Here is a 20,578-nt window from a genome sequence, read left to right as displayed (position 1 = left end):
TTTTTAAAGTTATATCTTTGCAGCGCATTTCACAGAGAAAGTTCTTTCTCACGAAACCATAAATTAATACAAAGGTTTCCCAAACTCCCCTATTTTATTTTATCTTTAATAAAAATTAAATCCACATTTTGGATTAATTTAGAACAATGCAAGAAATATCTTTACTAATTTCCAAAATCGGAGAAACTCAAAATTTCTTCAAAAACCAAGCTCAAAGACAAGTGAATGTTGCACTTACTTTGAGAAATTGGCTGATTGGTTTTTATATTTCTGAGTATGAACTCAATGGAAATGACAGAGCGGAATATGGTAAAAATCTGTATAAAGAAATTGCAAAAAAGTGCGAAAACATAGCAGGATTATCAGAAAGGAATCTTTATTGGTTTTCTACATTTTATAAAACATACCAAAACATTTTGCAGACACCGACCGCAAAATTATATTTGCCTGAAAATCAATACAATGAAATTCTGAAGACACTGTCTACAAAATCATTAAAGTTTGAAAATTCTAGTGATGTAAATGATATTTGGAAGGTAGAATCTAATAAACTAATTAACCAATTAAGTTTCTCACATATTGTAGAATTTCTAAAGCTGGATGATTCAACCAAAAGAAATTTCTACGAAACAGAATCCATTAAAAATAATTGGTCAGTTCGAGAATTGCAGAGAGCCATCAATTCTATGGTTTTTGAAAGAACAGGTCTTAGCAAAGACAAACAGAAAGTCTTAGAGGAACACCAAAAATCTGAGAAACCTCAGGCAGAGAATTTTTTTAGAAGCCCTTACATATTGGAATTTTTGGGTCTGAAAGAAGAAACTTCTTACTCCGAAAATCAATTGGAACTCAGTATTATCAATCATTTGCAAACTTTTCTTTTAGAAATGGGAAAAGGTTTTTGTTTCGAAGCAAGGCAGAAAAGAATCACGTTTGATAACACACACTACTACATAGATTTAGTTTTTTATCACCGGATTTTACGCTGTAATATTTTGATAGACTTAAAGTTGGGCGAATTTTCTCACGCAGACGCAGGACAAATGAATGTGTATCTCAATTATTATAACGAAAACGAGAAAAACGAAGACGACAATCCACCAATAGGAATTATTCTTTGTGCCAACAAAAACGAATCTTTGGTAAAATATGCTACCACAGGACTTTCTCAACAGATTTTTGTGAACAAATACTTGGTAAGTCTTCCAAAAGAAGAGGATTTGAAAAGGATTATTGATGAAGAACAGGATAAATTTTAGATGAGTTTAAACATCTTAACAATTAATTAAATTAAATGAAAAACAAAAAAAATACATCTCATAAAAACGAACAGAAACTTCTGGATTTAGAAAGAACAATCCTTCGTTTTATGAATCAGAAAACATCCAAAATCTACAATTACAAACAGATTGCGGATGGCATAGATTACAAGAATCCAAGACAAAGAGAGCTTGTAATCCAGGCGCTTCACAGATTGCAGGCGCTACAGAAAATCAAAGAAACGGAGAAAGGAAAATACATCGTCAATCTCAACATAGAAGGAACTTTGACGGGTGTTATCGATTTCAACCAATCCGGAAATGCTTATGTAAAAGTAGAAGGAATGCCGGATGATATCTTCGTACATCAGAAAAATGTGAAAGATGCTTTACAAGGTGACAAAGTCCTTTTGGTAACCTACAATTTCAAAGGTAAAAAAGTAGAAGGTTCCGTTGCGGAAGTTTTGGAACGTGCAAAAGATACTTTTGTTGGGATTTTTCAGCAGATTGCGGATAAAGATTTCGGATTTGTAGTTTTCGAAAAAAGAACGATGAATACGGATATGTTTATTTCCAAAAATCATTTCAATGGAGCACAAGACGGCGACAAAGTCATCGTGAAAATGCGTGAATGGCGACCGGGAAGCAAAAATCCGGAAGGCGAAATCGTCACCGTTCTTGGAACGCCTGGCGACCACGAAACCGAGATTCATTCGATTCTCGCAGAATACGGTTTGCCGTACAATTTCGAACCAGAAGTGGAGCACGACGCAGACCAGATCGACAGAAGCATCAACGATGAAGAAGTCGCTAAACGTTGGGATATGCGTAACATTTGCACCTTCACGATTGACCCGAAAGATGCGAAAGATTTTGATGATGCATTATCAATTCAGAAATTAGAAAATGGATTGTGGCAAATTGGTGTTCATATTGCGGACGTTTCACATTATGTAAAACCAGGAACTATTTTGGACGATGAAGCTTACAAAAGAGCAACGTCGGTTTATCTGGTAGATAGAGTAGTGCCGATGCTTCCTGAGGTTTTGAGTAATGATGTTTGTTCATTGCGACCAAATGAAGATAAATTCACATTCTCAGCCGTTTTCGAACTGGATGAAGATGCGAAAATTCACAAACAATGGTTTGGTAGAACGGTAATTCACTCAGATAGAAGATTCTCATACGAAGAAGCGCAAGAAAGAATCGAAACTCAGGAAGGCGATTTGACAGCAGAAATTCTTCAACTCGATAAATTAGCCAAAATCCTGAGAGCCGAAAGAATCCGAAATGGCGCAATCACTTTTGATAGAAGCGAAGTAAGATTCAACCTTGATGAAAACAGCAAACCAATTGGTGTTTACTTCAAAGTCAGCAAAGATTCCAACCATTTGATTGAGGAATTTATGCTTTTGGCCAACAAAAAAGTATCGGAATTTATTTCATTAAATAAACGAGGTGAGCCAACCGGAAACACTTTCATTTACAGAATCCACGACGACCCAGACCCAGCGAAATTGACCGCTTTGAGAGATTTCGTAGGAACTTTCGGTTACAAAATGGACTTAGCAAACACACAAACCGTTGCGCAATCATTGAATAGATTATTGAGCGACGTAAAAGGCAAGGGCGAAGAAAATATGATTGAAACCCTGGCAATGAGAAGTATGAGCAAAGCCGTTTATTCCACCGACCCAATTGGGCATTATGGACTTGGATTCGAATATTACTCGCATTTCACATCACCAATCCGCCGTTATCCCGATTTGATTGCGCACCGATTGCTTCAGCATTATTTAGACGGCGGAAAATCGCCTAACAAAGAAGAAGTGGAAACGCAGGCCAAACATTGTTCTGCAATGGAAAGACTGGCTTCTGAGGCGGAAAGAGAAAGCATCAAATTTATGCAGGTCAAATTTATGGAAGACCACGTGGGCGAAGTTTTCTCAGGCGTTATTTCCGGCGTTGCAGAATATGGTTTCTGGGTAGAAATTCCCGAGAATGGAGCAGAAGGAATGATAAAATTGCGGGATTTGGTAGATGATTCTTATTCTCTAGATGCGAAAAATTACGCCATCATCGGTTCCAGAACTGGCAATACTTTCCAACTTGGAGACGAGGTGAAAATCAAAGTGGTAAAAGCCAATCTGATTGCAAAACAACTCGATTTCAAAATTGTGGAGTAAATGAAACAATATAAAATAGATTATTATGAAGATGTAGGTAAAGTCTTATTGGTTTTTATTAATATCTATTTATTTTTCAATTATGTAGTCCATACGCAGCTTACAATTATTGAGATTTTTGGATTATTATCAGCATTTATAATTTTGGGGTATTCTATATATAAATTCTTTGATTTTCAGAAGTTTATAAAAAATATCCGATTTTATTTGCTGGTAATCTTACCATTTATTTTTAATTTTTTTTTCTTTATTAATTTAATATTTTCCGGAAAAGAAGAAGTTGAAAAATATAAATTTGATTATACTCTTACATCTTCATCGTCAAGAAGAATTCCTAGCAAAAAAAAGGTAATTTCAACAACGATAAAGTTGCATTCGAGAAAATATGATGATTATTATTTCTTTACAACCTTTGCAGATTATAAGAAAATAGAAAAAAATAATACTGTGACTTATACATTTTCAAAAGGATTATTTGGATTAAAAGTTTTAAAAGATTACAAATTCTCAAAAGAAAATTGAGTTTTTATTATTCTAATTATCAGATTAATACCCAAAGTCTGACATCAAATATCTACTTATTCACAATATGTAAAAAGTAAAATGTATTTTTGTTTCTATCTTTTTACAAGATACATTTTGCTTTTCACAAAAAACTAAGAATGTTAGAACTCATTTTATACGCTGTCGGCCTGGGAATTATGCTGAGTTTGGTTTTCATCGGACCCATATTTTTCCTGCTGATAGAAACCAGTTTTTCCAGAGGTCCAAGGCACGCTTTGGCATTGGATTTTGGGGTCGTTTCTGCCGATCTTCTCTGTATTATTGTCAGTTATTATGCCAGTGCAGACCTGGTTAGCCTGATCGATAAACATCCCGGATTTTACCGGATTTCTGCTTTTTTGATTCTCATTTATGCCATTTATATGATTCTTTCCAGGACGAAAATGCATATCGAAGGCGAAGAAAAACTCATCGATCAAAACTATATCAAGACTTTTCTCAACGGATTTTTACTCAATTTACTCAACATCGGCGTTGTGCTTTTTTGGCTCGTAACAGTCGTTTCTGTCCGAAATGCTTATCCAAAAGTTGAAGATTTTGTATTATATATCGGGATTGTCATTGGAACTTATTTGTTGATAGATCTTGCCAAAATCATTCTGGCAAAACAATTCCACGACAAACTGAATCAGCGTATTGCGAATAAAATCAGAAAAGGAGTTGGATTTATATTGGTGATTTTCAGTGTATTTATCTTTCTTCAGAGCTTTAAAAAATTCAATAAGTTCGAGGAAAAATTAGAAAAAGCTGAGAAACAGAAACCAAAGATCAAGTAAGATTATTTGGGCAACTTATCCGCCTTCCGTTTCCAAACCTAATGAAATGGTTCGACGAAGTTAATCTTTTTTGCAGACGATTTCCATTTAGTTGAAATCGAGTAAACGCAAAAAAGGATTTCTGCTCAAACCTAACGAAGTGGTTCATCAATTCCAAATAAAAATAGAAAAGGTGAGATAAGTCGGGTTGCAGATTCAGCATTAAAAAAAAATTCAACATTTGTCCAAACTTTGACGAGCGAAGCGACTTTGTGACCTTAAAAATATTTTCAATATGATTAAAAAAAATTTGTGCCTTTGTGTTAAAGATACAGTAGTTAAAAAATCTTTGCGACCTTTACATTAAAATCAAAACATCAATCAAACACAAATGAAAAACACCATTTTCCCAAAATCCCTTAAGAAAGGAGACAAGATTGCCATCATTTCCCCAGCTGGTTCTGTTGAAGAAGTTCAATTAGAGAAAACCTTAGCATTAATCAAAAGCAAAGGTTATAAACCTGTTTTAGGCGAAAATCTCTACACAAAATTCCAAAATGGCTACTCATACGCTGGAACGGAAGAACAAAGGATTAAGGATATCAATTGGGCTTTAAACGACTCGGACATTTCTGCAATCTGGGCTTCGAGAGGTGGTTATGGCTGTCAGCATTTGATTCAGCATCTTGATATTTCAGAATTCAAGGCAGATCCAAAATGGTACATCGGATATTCTGATAACACGGTGATTCAAAGTTATTTACTGAAAAAAGGGTTTGCTACTATCCACGGACAAACAATTAAAACTTCCAGCTTTGGTGCCACCGACGAAAGTTATGATTTGACATTCGATATTCTTAAAGGAAAATATCCAAATTATAAAATCGATTCAACGGAATACAATAGAGTAGGAGAGACACCCGGAATTTTGGTCGGCGGAAATCTTGCGTTGATCTATGCTCTTTTGGGAACGAAATATTCCTTTGATTTTCAGGATAAGATTTTATTCATAGAAGATATCGGCGAAAATTTCTACGCTCTCGACAGAATGATTATGAGTCTGGAATTAGCAGGCGTTTTCAGAAAAATAAAAGGACTCATCGTTGGCGGAATGACCAATATGGGAAAAGAAGGAGAGAACAAAAGCTACGAAGAATCCTTCGATCCATTTGCAAATCAAATGATTGCAGACAGAGTTTCCAACTACGATTTCCCAACTGCTTTCAATTTTCCAAACGGACATATTTACGACAACAGACCTTTGATTATTGGTTCAGAAATTACAATGAAAGTTTCAAATAAAGTTGTGATAAATTTTTAAATCATTTATCAACTATCATTCATCATTTATAATAAAAATGGCAGATCATAATGATTTTGGAAAAATAGCAGAAGATCTCGCAGTTGATTTTCTTATTAAGGCAAAATACAAAATCCTTTCCCGCAACTTCCGTTATCTGAAAGCTGAAGTGGACATCATCGCCGAATCTGAAAATCAGATCATCATCGTTGAAGTAAAAGCTCGTCACACCGATATTTTCATTGAACCTCAGGAAGCGGTTAACAAGAAGAAAATCAAACTATTGGTCTCAGCTGCAAACTATTTTATTGAAGAATATAATATTGATAAAGAAGTGAGATTTGATATCATTTCTGTTCTTCCTAACAAACAAAAAACTTTGGAGATCCATCATATTATTGATGCCTTCCAAAGTTTTGAAATATAATTTTAAAGACAAAATGATATTAGACGGATAGAGAATAGATGTTGTTTTAAGAATCTATTATCTAAAAGTCTAACTTTACTTAATCTCTACACACCCAACACGTCCTCCTGCATTGCCTGTCGGTTGTGTATGAAAATCATCCACACCGGCGTGGATTACAATGGCTTTACCAATGATGTTTTTTGAAGGATTATCACATCCAAGACACCATTTATCCGTTGTAAAAATCAATCTTGCACTTCCGTCTGCTTTAGCCTCCAGATTTCCGATATCGCCCATGTGAAAGTGGTCTGTATCCCATTTTCCGTGCTCATCTTTCCCAGGATTCCAGTGTCCGCCAGCAGAAGAAGCATCTGTTGCACTGCAGTTTCCAAATTCGTGGATGTGAACGGCGTGCAGTCCAGGTGATAATTTGAAGACACTTAAGTCCATTTCAACTTTTCCTTTTTTCTGAATGAAATTAGCCGTTCCCTGCGTTTCTGTGTGGGACTTTGGACGTACGGTGTATTGTTTTGAAACTGTTTTGCAGGAAGCCAGTGTTAGTCCTGCAATACCAAGAAGTATTAGATTTTTCATATAGTTTATTTATAGTTTAAAAGTTATATGCAATCGCCAAATCTATATGTTTTTAAACAAAATTTATTATTGCGATTTCACAGTTTTAAAGTTAATTATTATAATTTCGATGTAACAAATTTAAAGCCAATATGATAAAAAATGTTTTACGTGAAACATCTTACGATTCGGGTAGTAATATTTACGGTTCAGTAAGAATAAATTTAATTCTGAAGTCCAGTGAAATATCTTTGAATCAAAATTAAACTATATGAAAACGCAGCGTAAAATTTTCGCCTTATTATTATTTTTTATCAGCATTACTATTTGGTCACAGATCACCGTTTCCGGGAAAGTGACTTTCAAAAATAAAGCTTTAAAAGACATTAATGTCACTTTGAAAGATACTTACGACGGTGCAACCACAGATGAAAAAGGAAATTATTCTTTTACAACCACAGAATCAGGTGATAAGGTTTTGGTTTTTTCCGGATCAAATTATGAAGAAGTAGAAATTCCTGTAAAACTGGAAGGAAAAGATATTTCTGTCCCTGTGAATATGAAAGAGCAAATCAGTGAGATAAATGCCGTTGTTATCACCGCCGGAAGCATCGAAGCCAGCGATAAAAAACGTGCTGCAGCTTTACTCACGCCTTTAGACATTTATACAACAGCTGGTGCAAATGGACAAATAACCTCAGCGTTAGGCTATCTGCCGGGCGTTCAGAAAGTAGGAGAGAGTGAAGGTTTATTCGTAAGAGGCGGCACCGGTGCAGAAACCAAAATCTTTATGGATGGCAATCTTATCAATAATTATTTCACTAATTCGGTTCCGGGGATTGCCGGCAGAGACAGATTTAATACTTCGCTTTTTAAAGGAAATATCTTTTCAAGTGGTGGATATTCAGCAGTTTATGGTCAAGCATTGTCTTCTGTCTTGATTTTGGAAAGTGTGGATCTGCCGGAAACTACCTCTTTTGATTTCGGGGTTTCTCCGATTTTCCTGAGTGCCAATTATCAAAAACTTAACAAAGAAAAAACAGCGTCGTGGGGTGTTGCAGGAAATTATTCTAATCTTGGACTGATGGGAAAACTGTTCAGCTTCAATACAGATTTTGGCAAATATCCGCAAGGTTACGGTTTTGATGGAAACTTCAGAATCAAAACAAAAAAAGGCGGCTTCATTAAGTATTATGGAAGTGTGGATGAGAACCAAATGTCAGTTGGATCACAAAGCTTAGAGCCAGATTACGATAGAAACAAAGTAAGCCTGAAAGGAAATAATATGTATCACAACTTGTCTTACAGAGAGAGATTTGGTAAATATCTTATCAATATCGGAACGTCTTATTCCTACAATTCCAGTAATCTGGACTTTGCAAATATTAAGAATGATACCGAAGTTAATAACACAAAAATCAATAACAAATCAAATTACATCAATGCAAAAATGGTTGTAGAAAGAAAAGTGGGAAGAAATACTGTAAGAGCAGGTTTTGAACTTAATAATGCCGATGAAAATATGATGTATGGATCTTTCGAAAAGAATTATAAGGATCTCATTTCTTCTGGTTTTGCAGAAACTGATTTGATTTTCACTAATGATCTGTCGGCAAAAATAGGAGCAAGGACAGAGCATTCTTCTTATCTCGACAAATGGAATTTTGCGCCAAGAGCTGCTTTAGCTTACAGGATCTCCAAAGAATGGACAACGTCCTTAGCCTACGGAATGTTTTACCAAAATCCTGAAAGCAAATATCTGATCTCCAACAATTTTGATTTCCAGAGAGCGGATCATTATATTTTCCAGGTTCAAAAAAACGCGGAAGGAAGAAATCTGAGATTCGAAGCGTTTTATAAAAAATATGATAAGCTTATCAAAACCTCTTCTTATTCTGATGAAAGTTCTACGTCTCCAAATAACCAATACACACAGTTTGCAGACAACAACGGTGGAGGCGGTTTTGCAAAAGGGATTGAGCTGTTCTGGAGAGACAAAAAGACCTTCAAAGAATTCGATTACTGGCTGACTTATTCCTATCTGGATTCCAAAAGAGACTTCTTAAACTATCCTTTTAGTTTAGCGCCAAACTTCGCTTCAAAACATACAATCAACGCAGTTGCAAAGAAGTTCATTATGGATTGGAAAACGGGTTTCAATCTTTCTTATACTTATTCAAAAGGACGACCTTATTATGATATTATTTCAGAAAACGGGCAGAATGTCCTTAGAAATCAAGGAAAACTGAAAGACTACAGCGGACTCAACTTCAGCGTGAATTATGTGCCAAGTGTTGGTAAAAAAGATTCAAAATCATTTACCGTTTTTGTTTTGAGCATCAATAATATCTTAGGAAATAAAAATGTTTACGGCTTCAATTATTCGGCAGACGGTGCCAGCAGAACAGCTGTAAGACCACCGGTTAACACTTTTGTTTTTGTAGGTGTCTTCGTAAGCTTCGGTGTTGATAAAACGAATGACGCCATTAATAATAATTTATAGATATTTAGAATGAATTTATTTACGCAAAGTAAAATTAAAGAAGTAAGATAATAAGGGAGCCAAAGAATCAACAGTGATTTTGAAGCTAGATAAAAGCTTAATATTATTCGATTTATTGAATCTTTGGTAACTTAAAACTTTACAAACCTTTGCGATAAAAATGACAAACAGCAATTCAGTCAAAGAAAATTACCATTCAGCAGAAAAAAATTTAATTCAATAAAAACTCATTCTATCTTTGAATCAGAAATTAAAACAAACAAATAATTTATACTACTATGAAAAAATTAATCTTAACCTTCAGTTTATCTTTATTAAGCTTCACGGCTTTCTCCCAAACTGCTTATGACAGAGCAATGACAGAAAAGATCGGTAAAATAGAAGCCTCAAAAACACCGGAAGAATTAACCGCTTTGGCCAATGATTTTGAAAGAATCGGAACCAAAGAAAACTCGCAATGGCTACCTTATTATTACGCCGCTTATGCAACGATCCAGAAAGGTAGAGTTCTTATGAGATCCGGAAAAACGGCAGAACTGGATCCCGCGGCAGAACAGGCAGAAAAGTATATTGCAAAAGCAGAAGCGCTAAGTCCAAACAATGCCGAGATCTATATCCTTAAAAAGATTACCAGCGGTTTCCGAATGATGGTAGATCCAATGTCACGTTATATGCAGGAAGCACCAATTGCGCAGAGTGCACTCGCCAAAGCCACAGAATTAGACCCAAACAATCCAAGAATCACAGTCCTTTTGGCAGAAGATGCTTATTTTACACCGGAACAATACGGCGGAAGTAAACCAAAAGGTGTAGAGTTATTTAAGAAATCGCTGGAACAGTTCGCAGCTTACAAACCAAAAACTTCCCTTGATCCAAACTGGGGGAAAGCGGAAGCAGAATATTTCTTGAGTCAGAAGTAAACACAATCATTCATATTTCATAAAATTCCTTCTGATAAGGAAGGAATTTTTTGTTTTAGTCCAAACAACCTGCTTAGAGAAAAAGTAGGTTGTGGTTTAGTTTCAACAAGTTGTTTTTAGCAAAAGTAAGTTGTGATTTGGGCTAAACAGATTGTTTGAAGATAATGTAAGTTGTGATATGGTTCAAACAAGTTGCGGGAAGCAAAACAACATTTACTTTGGTTACAAACACACTGCGGCAGACTTCCGAAGTTTTATTTTTTTGTATTTTTGAGAAAACCTTACCCAATGAATATTAAACCGGTATTATTAACAGCTGGAGTCCTGCTTTCAGCTACTTTTTATTCTCAAAAAATGACTTATCCCAAAGCACAGAAAGGCACCCAGACAGACAATTATTTTGGAACATCAGTTGCCGATCCTTACCGCGATCTGGAAAACGATTCTGAACCGACTAAAAAATGGGTGGATGAAGAGGTTGCTTACAGCCAGAATTATCTTTCGAAAATTCCTTTCCGAGAAACGATCAAAGATCAGCTGAGAACGATCTGGAATTACGAAAAAATATCGGCGCCGTTCAAAGAAGGTGATTATACTTATTTCTACAAAAACAACGGATTACAGGCACAATCTGTGATCTACAGAACCGGACTTAAAACCAAGAATATCGAAGTTTTCCTGGATCCAAATAAATTTTCTGATAAAGGAACAACCTCGCTTTCCAACCTTTCATTTAATAAAAAAGGAAATCTTGCCGCTTACTCAATTTCTGAAGGGGGAAGTGACTGGAACAAGATCATCATCATTGATGCCATTTCGAAGAAACAAATCGATGAAACTTTGCTTGATGTAAAATTCAGTGGGATCTCCTGGCAAGGCGACGAAGGCTTTTATTATTCCAGCTATGACAAGCCGAAAGAGGGAACTGTTCTTTCCGGAATGACAGACAAACACAAAGTTTATTTTCACAAACTAGGAACAAAACAGTCTGAGGACCAATTGATTTTCGGAGGTGAAAAAACACCAAGAAGATATTTGTCCGCAGGCGTTTCAGAAGACCAGAGATTCCTGATTATTTCTGGCGCCAACGCCACCAACGGAAACGAATTATACATCAAAGACCTGAAAAACGGCGGTGATTTCGTTCAGATCAACAAAGGTTTTGACATCAACGCAAATATTGTGGATACGCAGGGTGACGACCTTTTCATCTTCACAGACAAAGATGCACCGAATATGAGATTGGTAAAAGTAAGCATCAAAGATCCAAGTCCTGAAAACTGGAAAGATGTGATTCCGGAAACCGAGAATGTGCTTGGAATCTCTGGTGGTGGCGGTTATTTCTTCGCCACTTATATGAAAGATGCCATTGATATTGTAAAGCAATACGATAAAACCGGGAAACTCATCCGAGAAATTTCATTGCCCGGAAAAGGGAATATCTCAAGTTTTGGCGGGAAAGAAAAGGAAAAGGATCTCTATTATTCATTCACGAATTATATCACACCGGGAACGACTTACAAATACAATGTGGATTCTGGAAAGTCAGAAGTTTATCAGAAACCGAATGTGAAATTCAATCCTGAAGATTACGTTTCTGAGCAGGTTTTCTACACTTCAAAAGACGGAACCAAAGTTCCGATGATGATTAATTATAAAAAGGAACAAAGCTGGATGGTAAAAATCCAACTATTCTTTACTCTTATGGAGGATTCAACATCAGTTTGCAGCCTGCATTTTCTGTTGTGAATGCCATTTGGATGGAAAACGGCGGCATCTACGCTGTCCCAAACATCCGTGGCGGTGGAGAATATGGAAAGAAATGGCACGATGCAGGTACAAAACAGCAGAAGAAAAATGTGTTTGAAGACTTCATCGCGGCTGGAGAATATTTACAGGCGAAAGGTTATACTTCGAAGGAATTTATGGCACTTTCAGGCCGTTCCAACGGTGGACTTTTGGTTGGCGCAACGATGACAATCAGGCCGGATCTTGCAAAAGTAGCTTTTCCGGGCGTGGGCGTTCTGGATATGCTGAGGTATAATAAATTTACAGCTGGAGCAGGCTGGTCTTATGATTACGGAACTGCGGAAGACAGCAAAGAAATGTTTGATTATCTGAAGTCTTACTCGCCGGTTCATAACGTGAAAGCAGGAACTTGCTATCCATCCACAATGATCATCACCAGCGATCACGATGATAGAGTAGTGCCGGCGCATTCTTTTAAATTCGGGGCTGAGTTGCAGGAGAAACAAAGCTGTAATAATCCAATTTTGTTAAGGATTGAGAAAAACGCAGGCCACGGTGCGGGACGTTCTACAGAGCAAGTGATTGGTGAAAATGCTGATCTGTTAAGTTTTGCACTTTTCGAAATGGGAATCAAAGCTTTAAAGAAGTAATTCAAAAATAATTAAATAAAATCCTGGAATTCGTTTCGGGATTTTGTTTTTGGAAGATAGTTTGATATCAACAACCTGGATTTAAAATTTTTTATCTATGAAAACAAATATTTTAATCACTTCAATTGCATTGGCCTTAGTTTCCTGCAAAAAAGATAACGAGAGCAAAATGATGAAACAAACCTATGCCACTGAAACTACCGTAACAGATGACAATGGAAAAATAGACAGCGCAACTATGACGAAAGTGGAGAAAGAAGTTAACGGTAAAAAAACATCGTCAGTTTCTTATCCTTACAAAGCGGAAGATGGCACACGTGCAAAAGCCACTTTTACCAATGATGGCAAATCTAAAACAATCACGATAGAGGCGAATAATATGAAATATGTTCTGGACTTCAAAAGGGCTATTCCGACCGGAGAAATCTACGAAAGGAACAGTATTTCCGCAGAATCTTCGGAAGATTCGTTATTGATTTCTCAGGGGAATAATGTGATTCATTTGGGAAAAATTAAGTAATTAATTTTGCTTTAAAACATAAAAAATCCCGACATCAAATCGGGATTTTCATTATATAAAAACATTAGCTTCTTAAATCTTAGAAAGCAAAGTCCTGAAATTCACCTTCTCATCAATGATTCTTCGCAGATCAGCTACAGCGACCCTTTCCTGCTTCATCGTGTCACGATCTCTGATGGTTACGGTATTATCCACCAAACTGTCGTGATCAATTGTGATACAAATTGGCGTTCCGATTGCATCCTGTCTTCTGTAACGTTTCCCGATAGCGTCTTTTTCTTCGTAGAACAAATTGAAATCGTACTTCAGATCATTGAAGATCGTTTCTGCATATTCTGCCAGGCCATCTTTTTTCATCAATGGAAGGATAGCTGCTTTTACCGGTGCCAAAGCTGGTGGCAAACTTAGAACTGTTCTTTCCGATCCGTCTTCCAAAACCTCATCTTTAAGACAAGTCGAGAACAAAGCCAGGAATAATCTGTCCAATCCAACCGAAGTTTCTACCACGTAAGGCACATAGTTCTCATTTCTTTCCGGATCAAAATACTGTAATTTTCTTCCTGAGAAAGTCTCGTGAGCTTTAAGGTCAAAGTCAGTTCTGGAGTGGATTCCTTCCAATTCTTTGAATCCGAATGGGAAATTAAACTCAATATCAGCTGCCGCATTCGCATAATGCGCCAGTTTCTCATGGTCATGGAAACGGTAATTTTCAGAACCCAATCCTAAGGCCAAATGCCATTTTAGACGCGTCTGTTTCCAGTTTTCGTAGAATTCCAGTTCAGTTCCCGGAGCTACAAAATATTGCATTTCCATTTGCTCAAATTCTCTCATTCGGAAGATAAATTGTCTCGCAACGATTTCATTTCTAAACGCTTTACCGATTTGTGCAATCCCGAAAGGTAATTTATGTCTGGAAGTTTTTTGAACATTAAGGTAATTCACAAAAATCCCCTGAGCCGTTTCTGGTCTTAAGTAAAGATCCGTTGCCGTATCAGCAGAAGCGCCCAATTTAGTTCCAAACATCAGGTTGAATTGTCGAACTTCCGTCCAGTTTTTAGAACCTGTGTCCGGATCAGCGATTTCCAATTCCTCGATCAAAGCTTTTACATCAGCCAGATTTTCAGTTTCAAGAGATTTTGCCAGTCTTGTAAGAATCGCCGCTCTTTTTGCACGATATTCCAACACTTTTGGATTCGTCGCCTCAAATTCAGCTTTGTTGAAAGCATCACCAAAACGCTTTGCCGCTTTCTCTATTTCTTTATTTTCCTTGTCTTCAATTTTCGCGCAGTAATCTTCCACCAAAACATCCGCACGGAATCTTTTCTTAGAATCTTTGTTGTCGATCAATGGATCGTTGAAGGCGTCCACGTGTCCGGAAGCTTTCCAGATCGTTGGGTGCATAAAGATGGCAGAGTCGATGCCCACGATGTTTTCGTTCAGCTGAACCATCGCTTTCCACCAGTATTGTTTGATGTTGTTTTTCAGTTCCGCTCCGTTTTGTCCGTAATCGTAGATTGCAGAAAGTCCGTCATAGATCTCAGAACTTGGGAAAATAAAACCATATTCCTTTGCGTGAGAAATCACTTTCTTGAAAACATCTTCTTGCTTTGCCATATTTAGTTTAATTGAAGTGCAAAAATAAGGATTTTGCTGGAAGTGAGATGATGGAAGATGGAAGTTTTTAAAAAGCACGGAAAATTTTACATTTATTTCAAGTTTTGCCGAAGAATCAGGAGCCGGGAACCTGCTGTCCGCTGCAAACCTAACGAAGTGGTTCGACGTAGTCAATCTTTTTTGCACCACGTTTTGTCAGGCTGAGATTCCCGAAGCACAAGCAAAAAAGGATTTCCACTACCATCAGGGCTAGTTACGTTTTCAGTTTTGGGAGATTATTCCCTCAAATTTCCAGGTCTTTCTCGATCAATTCCAAAGAATCAATTACTTTTGAGATCTTTGCATTCTGCTTGCGGACTTGTTTTGGTCTGATGAAAAACCAGACAATTGCGAGCCACGAAAATGTTAAACCATAAGCTAATATTCCGCCCAGAGGAGACATCCGAAGCGCAAACTCATAAAAGTAAAAAGCAAAACCGAGCGTGAGTAAAATGTAATAAATACTAATGCCGATCGTCTGCATATAAGCCTGCTGCTTCTGCAGTTTTTTCAACGAAGCCAGATATTTCTGATTGCTCACCGAAGGATTTATTTTCCGCATCACATTGATGTTTTGAGAAAACAAATAAATGTAAAGTGCCAGTGCAATCAGAATCAATACAATTCCTATGGTGGTTGTCATCAATTTAAAATCAATTGTCGTCCAAATAAAAATGATTAAAACGGCTGTTGCCACCAGTCCCAGCATATAGCAGAATGTAGAACTCAATTGTTTCTTTCGGTACTTATCTGCAGACGATTTTATTTCTTTGATATTAGGAATTTCTACATTTTTCTTATTCCAGAAATCCTGGAAATTAATATTTTCAGTTGACATAATTCTTGAATTTTTCGGTTAACTTTTCTTTGATTCTGTGTATTTTGACTCTCACATTAGCTGGCGAAATCCCAACTACCTCGGCAATCTCTGCCTGCTTCATATTTTCAAGTTCCAGAGAAATAATAATTCTTTCCAGTTCCGGTAATTCTGAAATGCATTGATAGAGGAAATCCGTCATTTTATCCTGCTCCAGCTTTTGGTCTTTTTCGGAATTATCTTTTAATTGATAAGGCAGTTCGCTCTTCGGCATTCGCTTTTCGATGTTGATCTGCCTTAGACAAATATTGGTCGCAATCCTGTAGATCCACGTTCCGACACTCGATTCCTGCCGGAATTTCGGAAGCTGCTGGAAAACCGCTACAAACGTCTCCTGACATAGATCTTTTGCCGCATCATCATCATTCACATAACCCATGCAGAGCCGGAAGATCCGCTTCCAGTAATCGTGGTATATTTCTTCGAAGTTTAAAACCTGCATTGCTGTTTTTAGAATTTAGAGTGTAAGTAAAAGAAAATGTTACATATTTAAATAAAAAAAGCGTCCCGAACTTTCGGGACGCTTTAGAATTATGAAGAATTAGATTTATTTTTTGATGATTTTCTTACTTACGACAGAGTTGTCAGAAGTTACGATTCTAAGAACGTAAACACCTTTTGGCAACTGAGAGACATTCATTGCATTGCTCTTGGTTTCCAATAGTTTTTTGCCTTCCATACTGTAAAGAACAACAGATTTCAGATTCTTATCATCAATATGAATAACGTCAACAGCAGGATTCGGATAAACCAGAACTTTTGCTCTTTCAGGGACATCATTAGTTGCTAAAACATCCAGATTCAAATTATATCCCAAAAGCCCCAAATCTGTTGAAGCAATATAGATGTAAGCTTTCTTATCAGAAAAGTCTATGCTGACAGAGTTGCTCTCGGTATCAAAAAGATCAGCCCGAGGGACTGTTTTCCAGTTTATACCATTATCCACAGAATAATTAATATTAAAAATGTCATATTGACTAGTATAAGTGGTTGCCACAAGAACGCCGGGATTAAAATCGGAATAAGAAACCTTGTTTGCTACAAATTGTGAAACGATATTCCAGGTCAGACCTTTGTCATTTGAAATAAAAACTCCGGCAGACGTTCCCAAAGCCAATTGATTCAAATTTGTTGGATTTTGGACAATATCATAAACTGCCGTATCGGATGTTACATCATCTCCTATAGCCACCGGTGTCCAGTTGTCTCCACCGTCAACAGTTTTATAAACCTCAGATCCAATCAGGATAAAAAATTCATTTGAGATATTGTTGGGGTGCAATATTTTGGAAACTGTGCTTTGGGTTGGCAGAGGAACATTGGTTACGATAATGTTATTCTGATCATTAAAGTTAATCTTATCCAATTCGCCTTGATCCCAATTGCTGAACGTTGCCCAAATCTGATTGGTCACCTGCGGGTCCGGAACAACGCTTGTAAGACCGGCAGAAAAAGTCTCGAAGATCGACTTGAAAGTCGTGCCAAAATCATCACTCAGAGATAATTTTGATCCATTAAAGCCACCGGCAAAAGAGTAAAAACGGCCTTCTTTCTTAGAATCCGGCAGGTAAACAGTTGCGTTGTTATTACTTACGATATTCAGCGGGATGATATTATGCGCAGATTCAGAATTGTCAGAAAGATTTCTGTGAACAAAACCGCCCTGAACACTGTAGAAAAGATGTTTCGCTGATGAATTTTCAAACATATTAACGCCTCCTGTAGAACTGTAAAAAGGCGTCTGAATCTGTGTCAAAGTCGCTGCATTATCAGAAGAGAACAAAGGTTTGTAATTGGAAGTAATACATAATTCTCCAGCCTTGAAAGGATTAAAACTCGCTTTGATTCCGTAATAATAGCTGTCCAGATTGTCGTAAGGATATTCTACATTCTGCCAGGTTGCGCCGCCGTCTTTTGTAGAAATAATCTCGTCTTCCTCCAGAACGATCACGTGATTGTTATCGTGCGGATCAAATTGGATATCAATAATATCATTCAGGATTCCGTTGGTTCCGAATGTAATATTTTCATTCTCCCAAGTTTGGCCGCCATCGGCAGAATGATGAAGATTTTCCGGTGCCGCCCCAAAGCTGATACCTGTTCCTACATAGATCTCGTTGGGATTATTTGGATTGAATTCCAAAGTGCTAAGAACACTTCCCGTGAGTTTTTCGGTAAAATTATCGCCGCCGTCATTAGAAACAAGCAAGCCGCCGTAAACACCTTCGCTGCCATTTCCGTTGGCGATGTAAACTTTGTTTTTATCAGCCGGATTGAAGGCTACATAATTTGTAATAATGTTGTTATTATCCGGGGAATAATAGATCTCTTTCCAATTCTGCCCTCCATCGTTTGTTGTATAGACTCTGTTTGCTGTTCCCCATCCAAAAGGAAACTGAGAACTTACAATCAGATTATCCTTATCGTTTCCGAAAAAGTTATAGGCATTGACAAAAGGTACCTCAGATTGATTTGGTAAAGAATATGTTTTGGTAATAGTCTTGGTAGGAATATCGAGGATATGCAGTTCTCCAACACCACCCTGAAGTGTTGTAAAGGAAAGAAAAGAACCATCGTTGCTAATATTAAGTTTAGACAAACTGATTCCGCCGCCTGCCTCCGGAATAGAATAGAAAACTTCCCAAGTCGCTCCATTATCGTGAGAAACCACAATATGACTTGTGATGGTAATTGCATAAATGGTGTTTTGATCCTTTACGCTGTAAGTCAGGTCAAAGATTCTTCCGAACTCATTTTTGCTCAGAACTTCTGTTTGGGCGTTGGCATTGCTTGTAAAAAGCACAAACAAAAAGCCAGCTAAAAAAGTAATTTTCTTCATATATCTAATTTTTATATTCAAATGTTGTGATAAAAATCAGCAATGCAAAAAAATAAAGCGGAAATAGTCGGACGGGCCTTCAGAAATAGTGTGACAAATTCGCTAAATGCCTGTAAGATAATTATATAGATCAACATTGTCGTCCTGCTCCATTTTCTTGATGATGCGTTCTTTTCTCTTGCGGCAGGCTTCTGTTGTGATGTTCAGAAGGGAAGAAATTTCCTTCATCGACAGGTTCATATATACATACGAAAGAAAACGGATGTCGTTGGAATTAAGATCAGCATGGAGCATCTTCAGTTTGGAAATAAAACCCTGATTCACATCTTCGAAATGGACAAAAAAACTTTCTTCTTCGCGGCTTTGTCTCTGCAAAATTTTGAGCTGCTTGATGGTATTACTGATATCAGGCTTTTCAAAATCATCTGTTTCACGGGAAAGAGAAGTTATAAGATCATCTATCAGTTCTATTTTTGTGGAAAGTTGCAAAGCCTTGGTTGTCAGTTTTCTGTTCTTGGCTTCGATTTCGTTTTTATATTTCTCTTCCTCCAGTAGAGCGAGGACTTCTTTTTCTTTTAATTGATTTTCAAGGATTTCCTTGTTCTTTTTCTCTTTTTCCAGTTCCAGTTTTGTGATCTCGGCGTTGCTTTGCTCGATGATCTTTTGTTGTTTATTTTTGACAATACTGTTTCTGAGAGCCCAGAAAATAATGATAATCAAAAAGATGGCAAGCAAAATACCCTTGATGAAAAATGAACGTTCTGTTGTCAGCTTTTCCTGGCTTTCAGCAAGATCTTTTTGAGAATTTTGAAGTTCAAATTTAATTTTGCTGTTTTCAAAAAGCTGCCCGTTTTTGATCTTGTTCACAGAATCTTTTATGATCATTACAGAGTCTTTGTAAGACACGGCTCTGTCTATATTATTCGCTTTTTTGTATAACTGACTGAATTTCTCAAAAATATTCTCCTTAAAATCATAGCTGAGGTTACTTTTTTCCGCCAGTCCCAAATAATAAAAAGCCTTTGGCAAATCATTTTTTTGTTCAAAAATCGTTGAAAGGTTGTAAAGAATTGATGTTTTATGCTCAGAATATTCTACGTCAGTCAATTTTGGCAACAGTTCCGCAGAGATCTTTTCAGCTTCGTCGAATCGTTTTAAATTGACAAGAGTTTCCACCAAAGTTGCTTTTGCGAGTAAAGCATAAGGCGAGTTTTCTGTCAGTTTCAGGGCTTCATCAATGTATTTTTTAGCCGTTGTGTAATCTTTCTTTTCATTGGAAACTATTGCGAGATTTATAGCATATAACCCTTTGGAAACGTTGTTGTTAACTTTACCTGCAAGTTCGTAAGCTTTTGAAAAGTATTCTTTTGCTTTGTCTTGTTTTTTATCTCTGGAATAGAGAATGGCGATGTTATTGAGAACCGTCATCTCGGACTTTTCGTCCAGATGAACAACGGCAATTTTATAAGCATCAAGGTAATTATTGAGGGCTTCACCGTAATCCAATCTCATATAATAATTAGCCCCAATGTTATTCGTAGCCAGGAATTCTTCGCGGTACCATTTGTTGTCGTGAGCAATTTTCCTGGTTTTGGTCAGGATTTGCAAGGATTTGGCAAAGTCTTTTTTATTCATGGCCTCGACACCTTCAATAATCATCTTTTCGCAATCTTTGGGCGTGATTGCAAAAATTTGAAAAGGCAGAAAAAGCAGAAAAAATATAAAAACTAAGTTTCTGCGAAAACACTTTGGCATCATTTCATTTTGGCTAAAAACAAGTAAAGATAATAAGATTTTTTGGTTATAATTTTCGAAAGTATA

The 20,578-nt window shown here is 36.8% G+C and carries 15 protein-coding genes and 1 pseudogene; 10 read left to right on the top strand and 6 right to left on the bottom strand.

The features are described 5' to 3' along the window. Positions 1–146: 146 nt before the first annotated feature. The 6 genes from ACFJGY_RS01840 to ACFJGY_RS01815 all read left to right on the top strand — a co-directional run bounded on the left by ACFJGY_RS01840 (position 147) and on the right by ACFJGY_RS01815 (position 6,491). Entirely contained in the window at positions 147–1,259 is a 1,113-nt protein-coding gene (locus ACFJGY_RS01840) for a YhcG family protein (protein WP_379967469.1), read from the top strand. 35 nt (positions 1,260–1,294) lie between these two features. After that, complete coding sequence (gene rnr, locus ACFJGY_RS01835; RefSeq protein WP_379967466.1) at positions 1,295–3,445, top strand: ribonuclease R; 2,151 nt, start codon at positions 1,295–1,297, stop codon at positions 3,443–3,445. After that, positions 3,446–3,967 carry a hypothetical protein gene (locus tag ACFJGY_RS01830; RefSeq protein ID WP_379967463.1) on the top strand — a complete coding sequence of 174 codons (522 nt, stop codon included), beginning with the start codon at positions 3,446–3,448 and terminating at the stop codon, positions 3,965–3,967. A 140-nt stretch (positions 3,968–4,107) separates the two neighbouring features. After that, entirely contained in the window at positions 4,108–4,785 is a 678-nt protein-coding gene (locus ACFJGY_RS01825; RefSeq protein WP_379967460.1) for a LysE family translocator, read from the top strand. Between the two features lie 370 nt (positions 4,786–5,155). Beyond that, positions 5,156–6,085: an LD-carboxypeptidase gene (locus ACFJGY_RS01820; RefSeq protein ID WP_379967457.1), complete on the top strand. Its 930-nt coding sequence runs from the start codon at positions 5,156–5,158 to the stop codon at positions 6,083–6,085. A gap of 37 nt (positions 6,086–6,122) precedes the next feature. After that, positions 6,123–6,491, top strand: coding sequence for a YraN family protein (locus ACFJGY_RS01815; protein ID WP_379967454.1), 369 nt, complete (start codon positions 6,123–6,125; stop codon positions 6,489–6,491). A gap of 75 nt (positions 6,492–6,566) precedes the next feature. On the opposite strand, the gene ACFJGY_RS01810 is transcribed toward ACFJGY_RS01815, so the two are convergent. After that, positions 6,567–7,067 (bottom strand): superoxide dismutase family protein, encoded by a 501-nt coding sequence (locus ACFJGY_RS01810; RefSeq protein WP_379967451.1) that lies wholly within the window; start codon positions 7,065–7,067, stop codon positions 6,567–6,569. A gap of 250 nt (positions 7,068–7,317) precedes the next feature. Between ACFJGY_RS01810 and ACFJGY_RS01805 the strand changes: the two genes are divergently transcribed. From ACFJGY_RS01805 to ACFJGY_RS01790, 4 genes and pseudogenes are all read left to right on the top strand, one after another. After that, positions 7,318–9,549, top strand: coding sequence for a carboxypeptidase-like regulatory domain-containing protein (locus ACFJGY_RS01805; RefSeq protein ID WP_379967448.1), 2,232 nt, complete (start codon positions 7,318–7,320; stop codon positions 9,547–9,549). 278 nt (positions 9,550–9,827) lie between these two features. Beyond that, a complete protein-coding gene (locus ACFJGY_RS01800; protein ID WP_379967445.1) occupies positions 9,828–10,469 on the top strand; it encodes a hypothetical protein in 642 nt (213 codons plus the stop codon). 354 nt (positions 10,470–10,823) lie between these two features. Beyond that, a pseudogene (locus tag ACFJGY_RS01795) lies at positions 10,824–12,868 on the top strand (prolyl oligopeptidase family protein). A 97-nt stretch (positions 12,869–12,965) separates the two neighbouring features. Next, on the top strand, positions 12,966–13,388 hold the full coding sequence (locus tag ACFJGY_RS01790) for a hypothetical protein (RefSeq protein WP_379967442.1): 423 nt from the start codon (positions 12,966–12,968) through the stop codon (positions 13,386–13,388). A 72-nt stretch (positions 13,389–13,460) separates the two neighbouring features. Here ACFJGY_RS01790 and ACFJGY_RS01785 read toward each other — a convergent pair whose 3' ends face one another. From ACFJGY_RS01785 to ACFJGY_RS01765, 5 genes are all read right to left on the bottom strand, one after another. Continuing rightward, the gene (locus tag ACFJGY_RS01785; protein WP_379967439.1) at positions 13,461–15,002 is read right to left on the bottom strand and encodes a glycine--tRNA ligase; all 1,542 of its coding nucleotides are present in this window, start codon (positions 15,000–15,002) and stop codon (positions 13,461–13,463) included. A 283-nt stretch (positions 15,003–15,285) separates the two neighbouring features. Then, on the bottom strand, positions 15,286–15,879 hold the full coding sequence (locus ACFJGY_RS01780) for a hypothetical protein (RefSeq protein WP_379967436.1): 594 nt from the start codon (positions 15,877–15,879) through the stop codon (positions 15,286–15,288). Further along, entirely contained in the window at positions 15,869–16,360 is a 492-nt protein-coding gene (locus ACFJGY_RS01775; protein ID WP_379967433.1) for an RNA polymerase sigma factor, read from the bottom strand. The genes ACFJGY_RS01780 and ACFJGY_RS01775 overlap by 11 nt, the downstream gene beginning before the upstream one ends. Before the next feature lie 105 nt (positions 16,361–16,465). Then, positions 16,466–18,757, bottom strand: a complete 2,292-nt coding sequence (locus ACFJGY_RS01770) for a T9SS type A sorting domain-containing protein (protein ID WP_379967430.1) — start codon at positions 18,755–18,757, stop codon at positions 16,466–16,468. A gap of 102 nt (positions 18,758–18,859) precedes the next feature. Then, positions 18,860–20,416 (bottom strand): tetratricopeptide repeat protein, encoded by a 1,557-nt coding sequence (locus ACFJGY_RS01765; protein ID WP_379967427.1) that lies wholly within the window; start codon positions 20,414–20,416, stop codon positions 18,860–18,862. Positions 20,417–20,578 lie beyond the last annotated feature (162 nt).

The sequence above is a fragment of the Epilithonimonas sp. UC225_85 genome, from assembly GCF_042695135.1.
Classification (GTDB): Bacteria; Bacteroidota; Bacteroidia; order Flavobacteriales; family Weeksellaceae; genus Epilithonimonas.
The sequence above is the reverse complement of the archived record's forward strand: the minus strand, read 5'-3'. Positions and strand labels throughout refer to the sequence as shown.

Bases quoted from the DNA above. Each gene is read 5' to 3' on its own strand.
- ACFJGY_RS01840 (WP_379967469.1), top strand. From the start codon at position 147: ATGCAAGAAATATCTTTACTAATTTCCAAAATCGGAGAAACTCAAAAT.
- rnr (WP_379967466.1), top strand. From the start codon at position 1,295: ATGAAAAACAAAAAAAATACATCTCATAAAAACGAACAGAAACTTCTG.
- ACFJGY_RS01830 (WP_379967463.1), top strand. From the start codon at position 3,446: ATGAAACAATATAAAATAGATTATTATGAAGATGTAGGTAAAGTCTTA.
- ACFJGY_RS01825 (WP_379967460.1), top strand. From the start codon at position 4,108: ATGTTAGAACTCATTTTATACGCTGTCGGCCTGGGAATTATGCTGAGT.
- ACFJGY_RS01820 (WP_379967457.1), top strand. From the start codon at position 5,156: ATGAAAAACACCATTTTCCCAAAATCCCTTAAGAAAGGAGACAAGATT.
- ACFJGY_RS01815 (WP_379967454.1), top strand. From the start codon at position 6,123: ATGGCAGATCATAATGATTTTGGAAAAATAGCAGAAGATCTCGCAGTT.
- ACFJGY_RS01810 (WP_379967451.1), bottom strand. From the start codon at position 7,067: ATGAAAAATCTAATACTTCTTGGTATTGCAGGACTAACACTGGCTTCC.
- ACFJGY_RS01805 (WP_379967448.1), top strand. From the start codon at position 7,318: ATGAAAACGCAGCGTAAAATTTTCGCCTTATTATTATTTTTTATCAGC.
- ACFJGY_RS01800 (WP_379967445.1), top strand. From the start codon at position 9,828: ATGAAAAAATTAATCTTAACCTTCAGTTTATCTTTATTAAGCTTCACG.
- ACFJGY_RS01790 (WP_379967442.1), top strand. From the start codon at position 12,966: ATGAAAACAAATATTTTAATCACTTCAATTGCATTGGCCTTAGTTTCC.
- ACFJGY_RS01785 (WP_379967439.1), bottom strand. From the start codon at position 15,002: ATGGCAAAGCAAGAAGATGTTTTCAAGAAAGTGATTTCTCACGCAAAG.
- ACFJGY_RS01780 (WP_379967436.1), bottom strand. From the start codon at position 15,879: ATGTCAACTGAAAATATTAATTTCCAGGATTTCTGGAATAAGAAAAAT.
- ACFJGY_RS01775 (WP_379967433.1), bottom strand. From the start codon at position 16,360: ATGCAGGTTTTAAACTTCGAAGAAATATACCACGATTACTGGAAGCGG.
- ACFJGY_RS01770 (WP_379967430.1), bottom strand. From the start codon at position 18,757: ATGAAGAAAATTACTTTTTTAGCTGGCTTTTTGTTTGTGCTTTTTACA.
- ACFJGY_RS01765 (WP_379967427.1), bottom strand. From the start codon at position 20,416: ATGATTATTGAAGGTGTCGAGGCCATGAATAAAAAAGACTTTGCCAAA.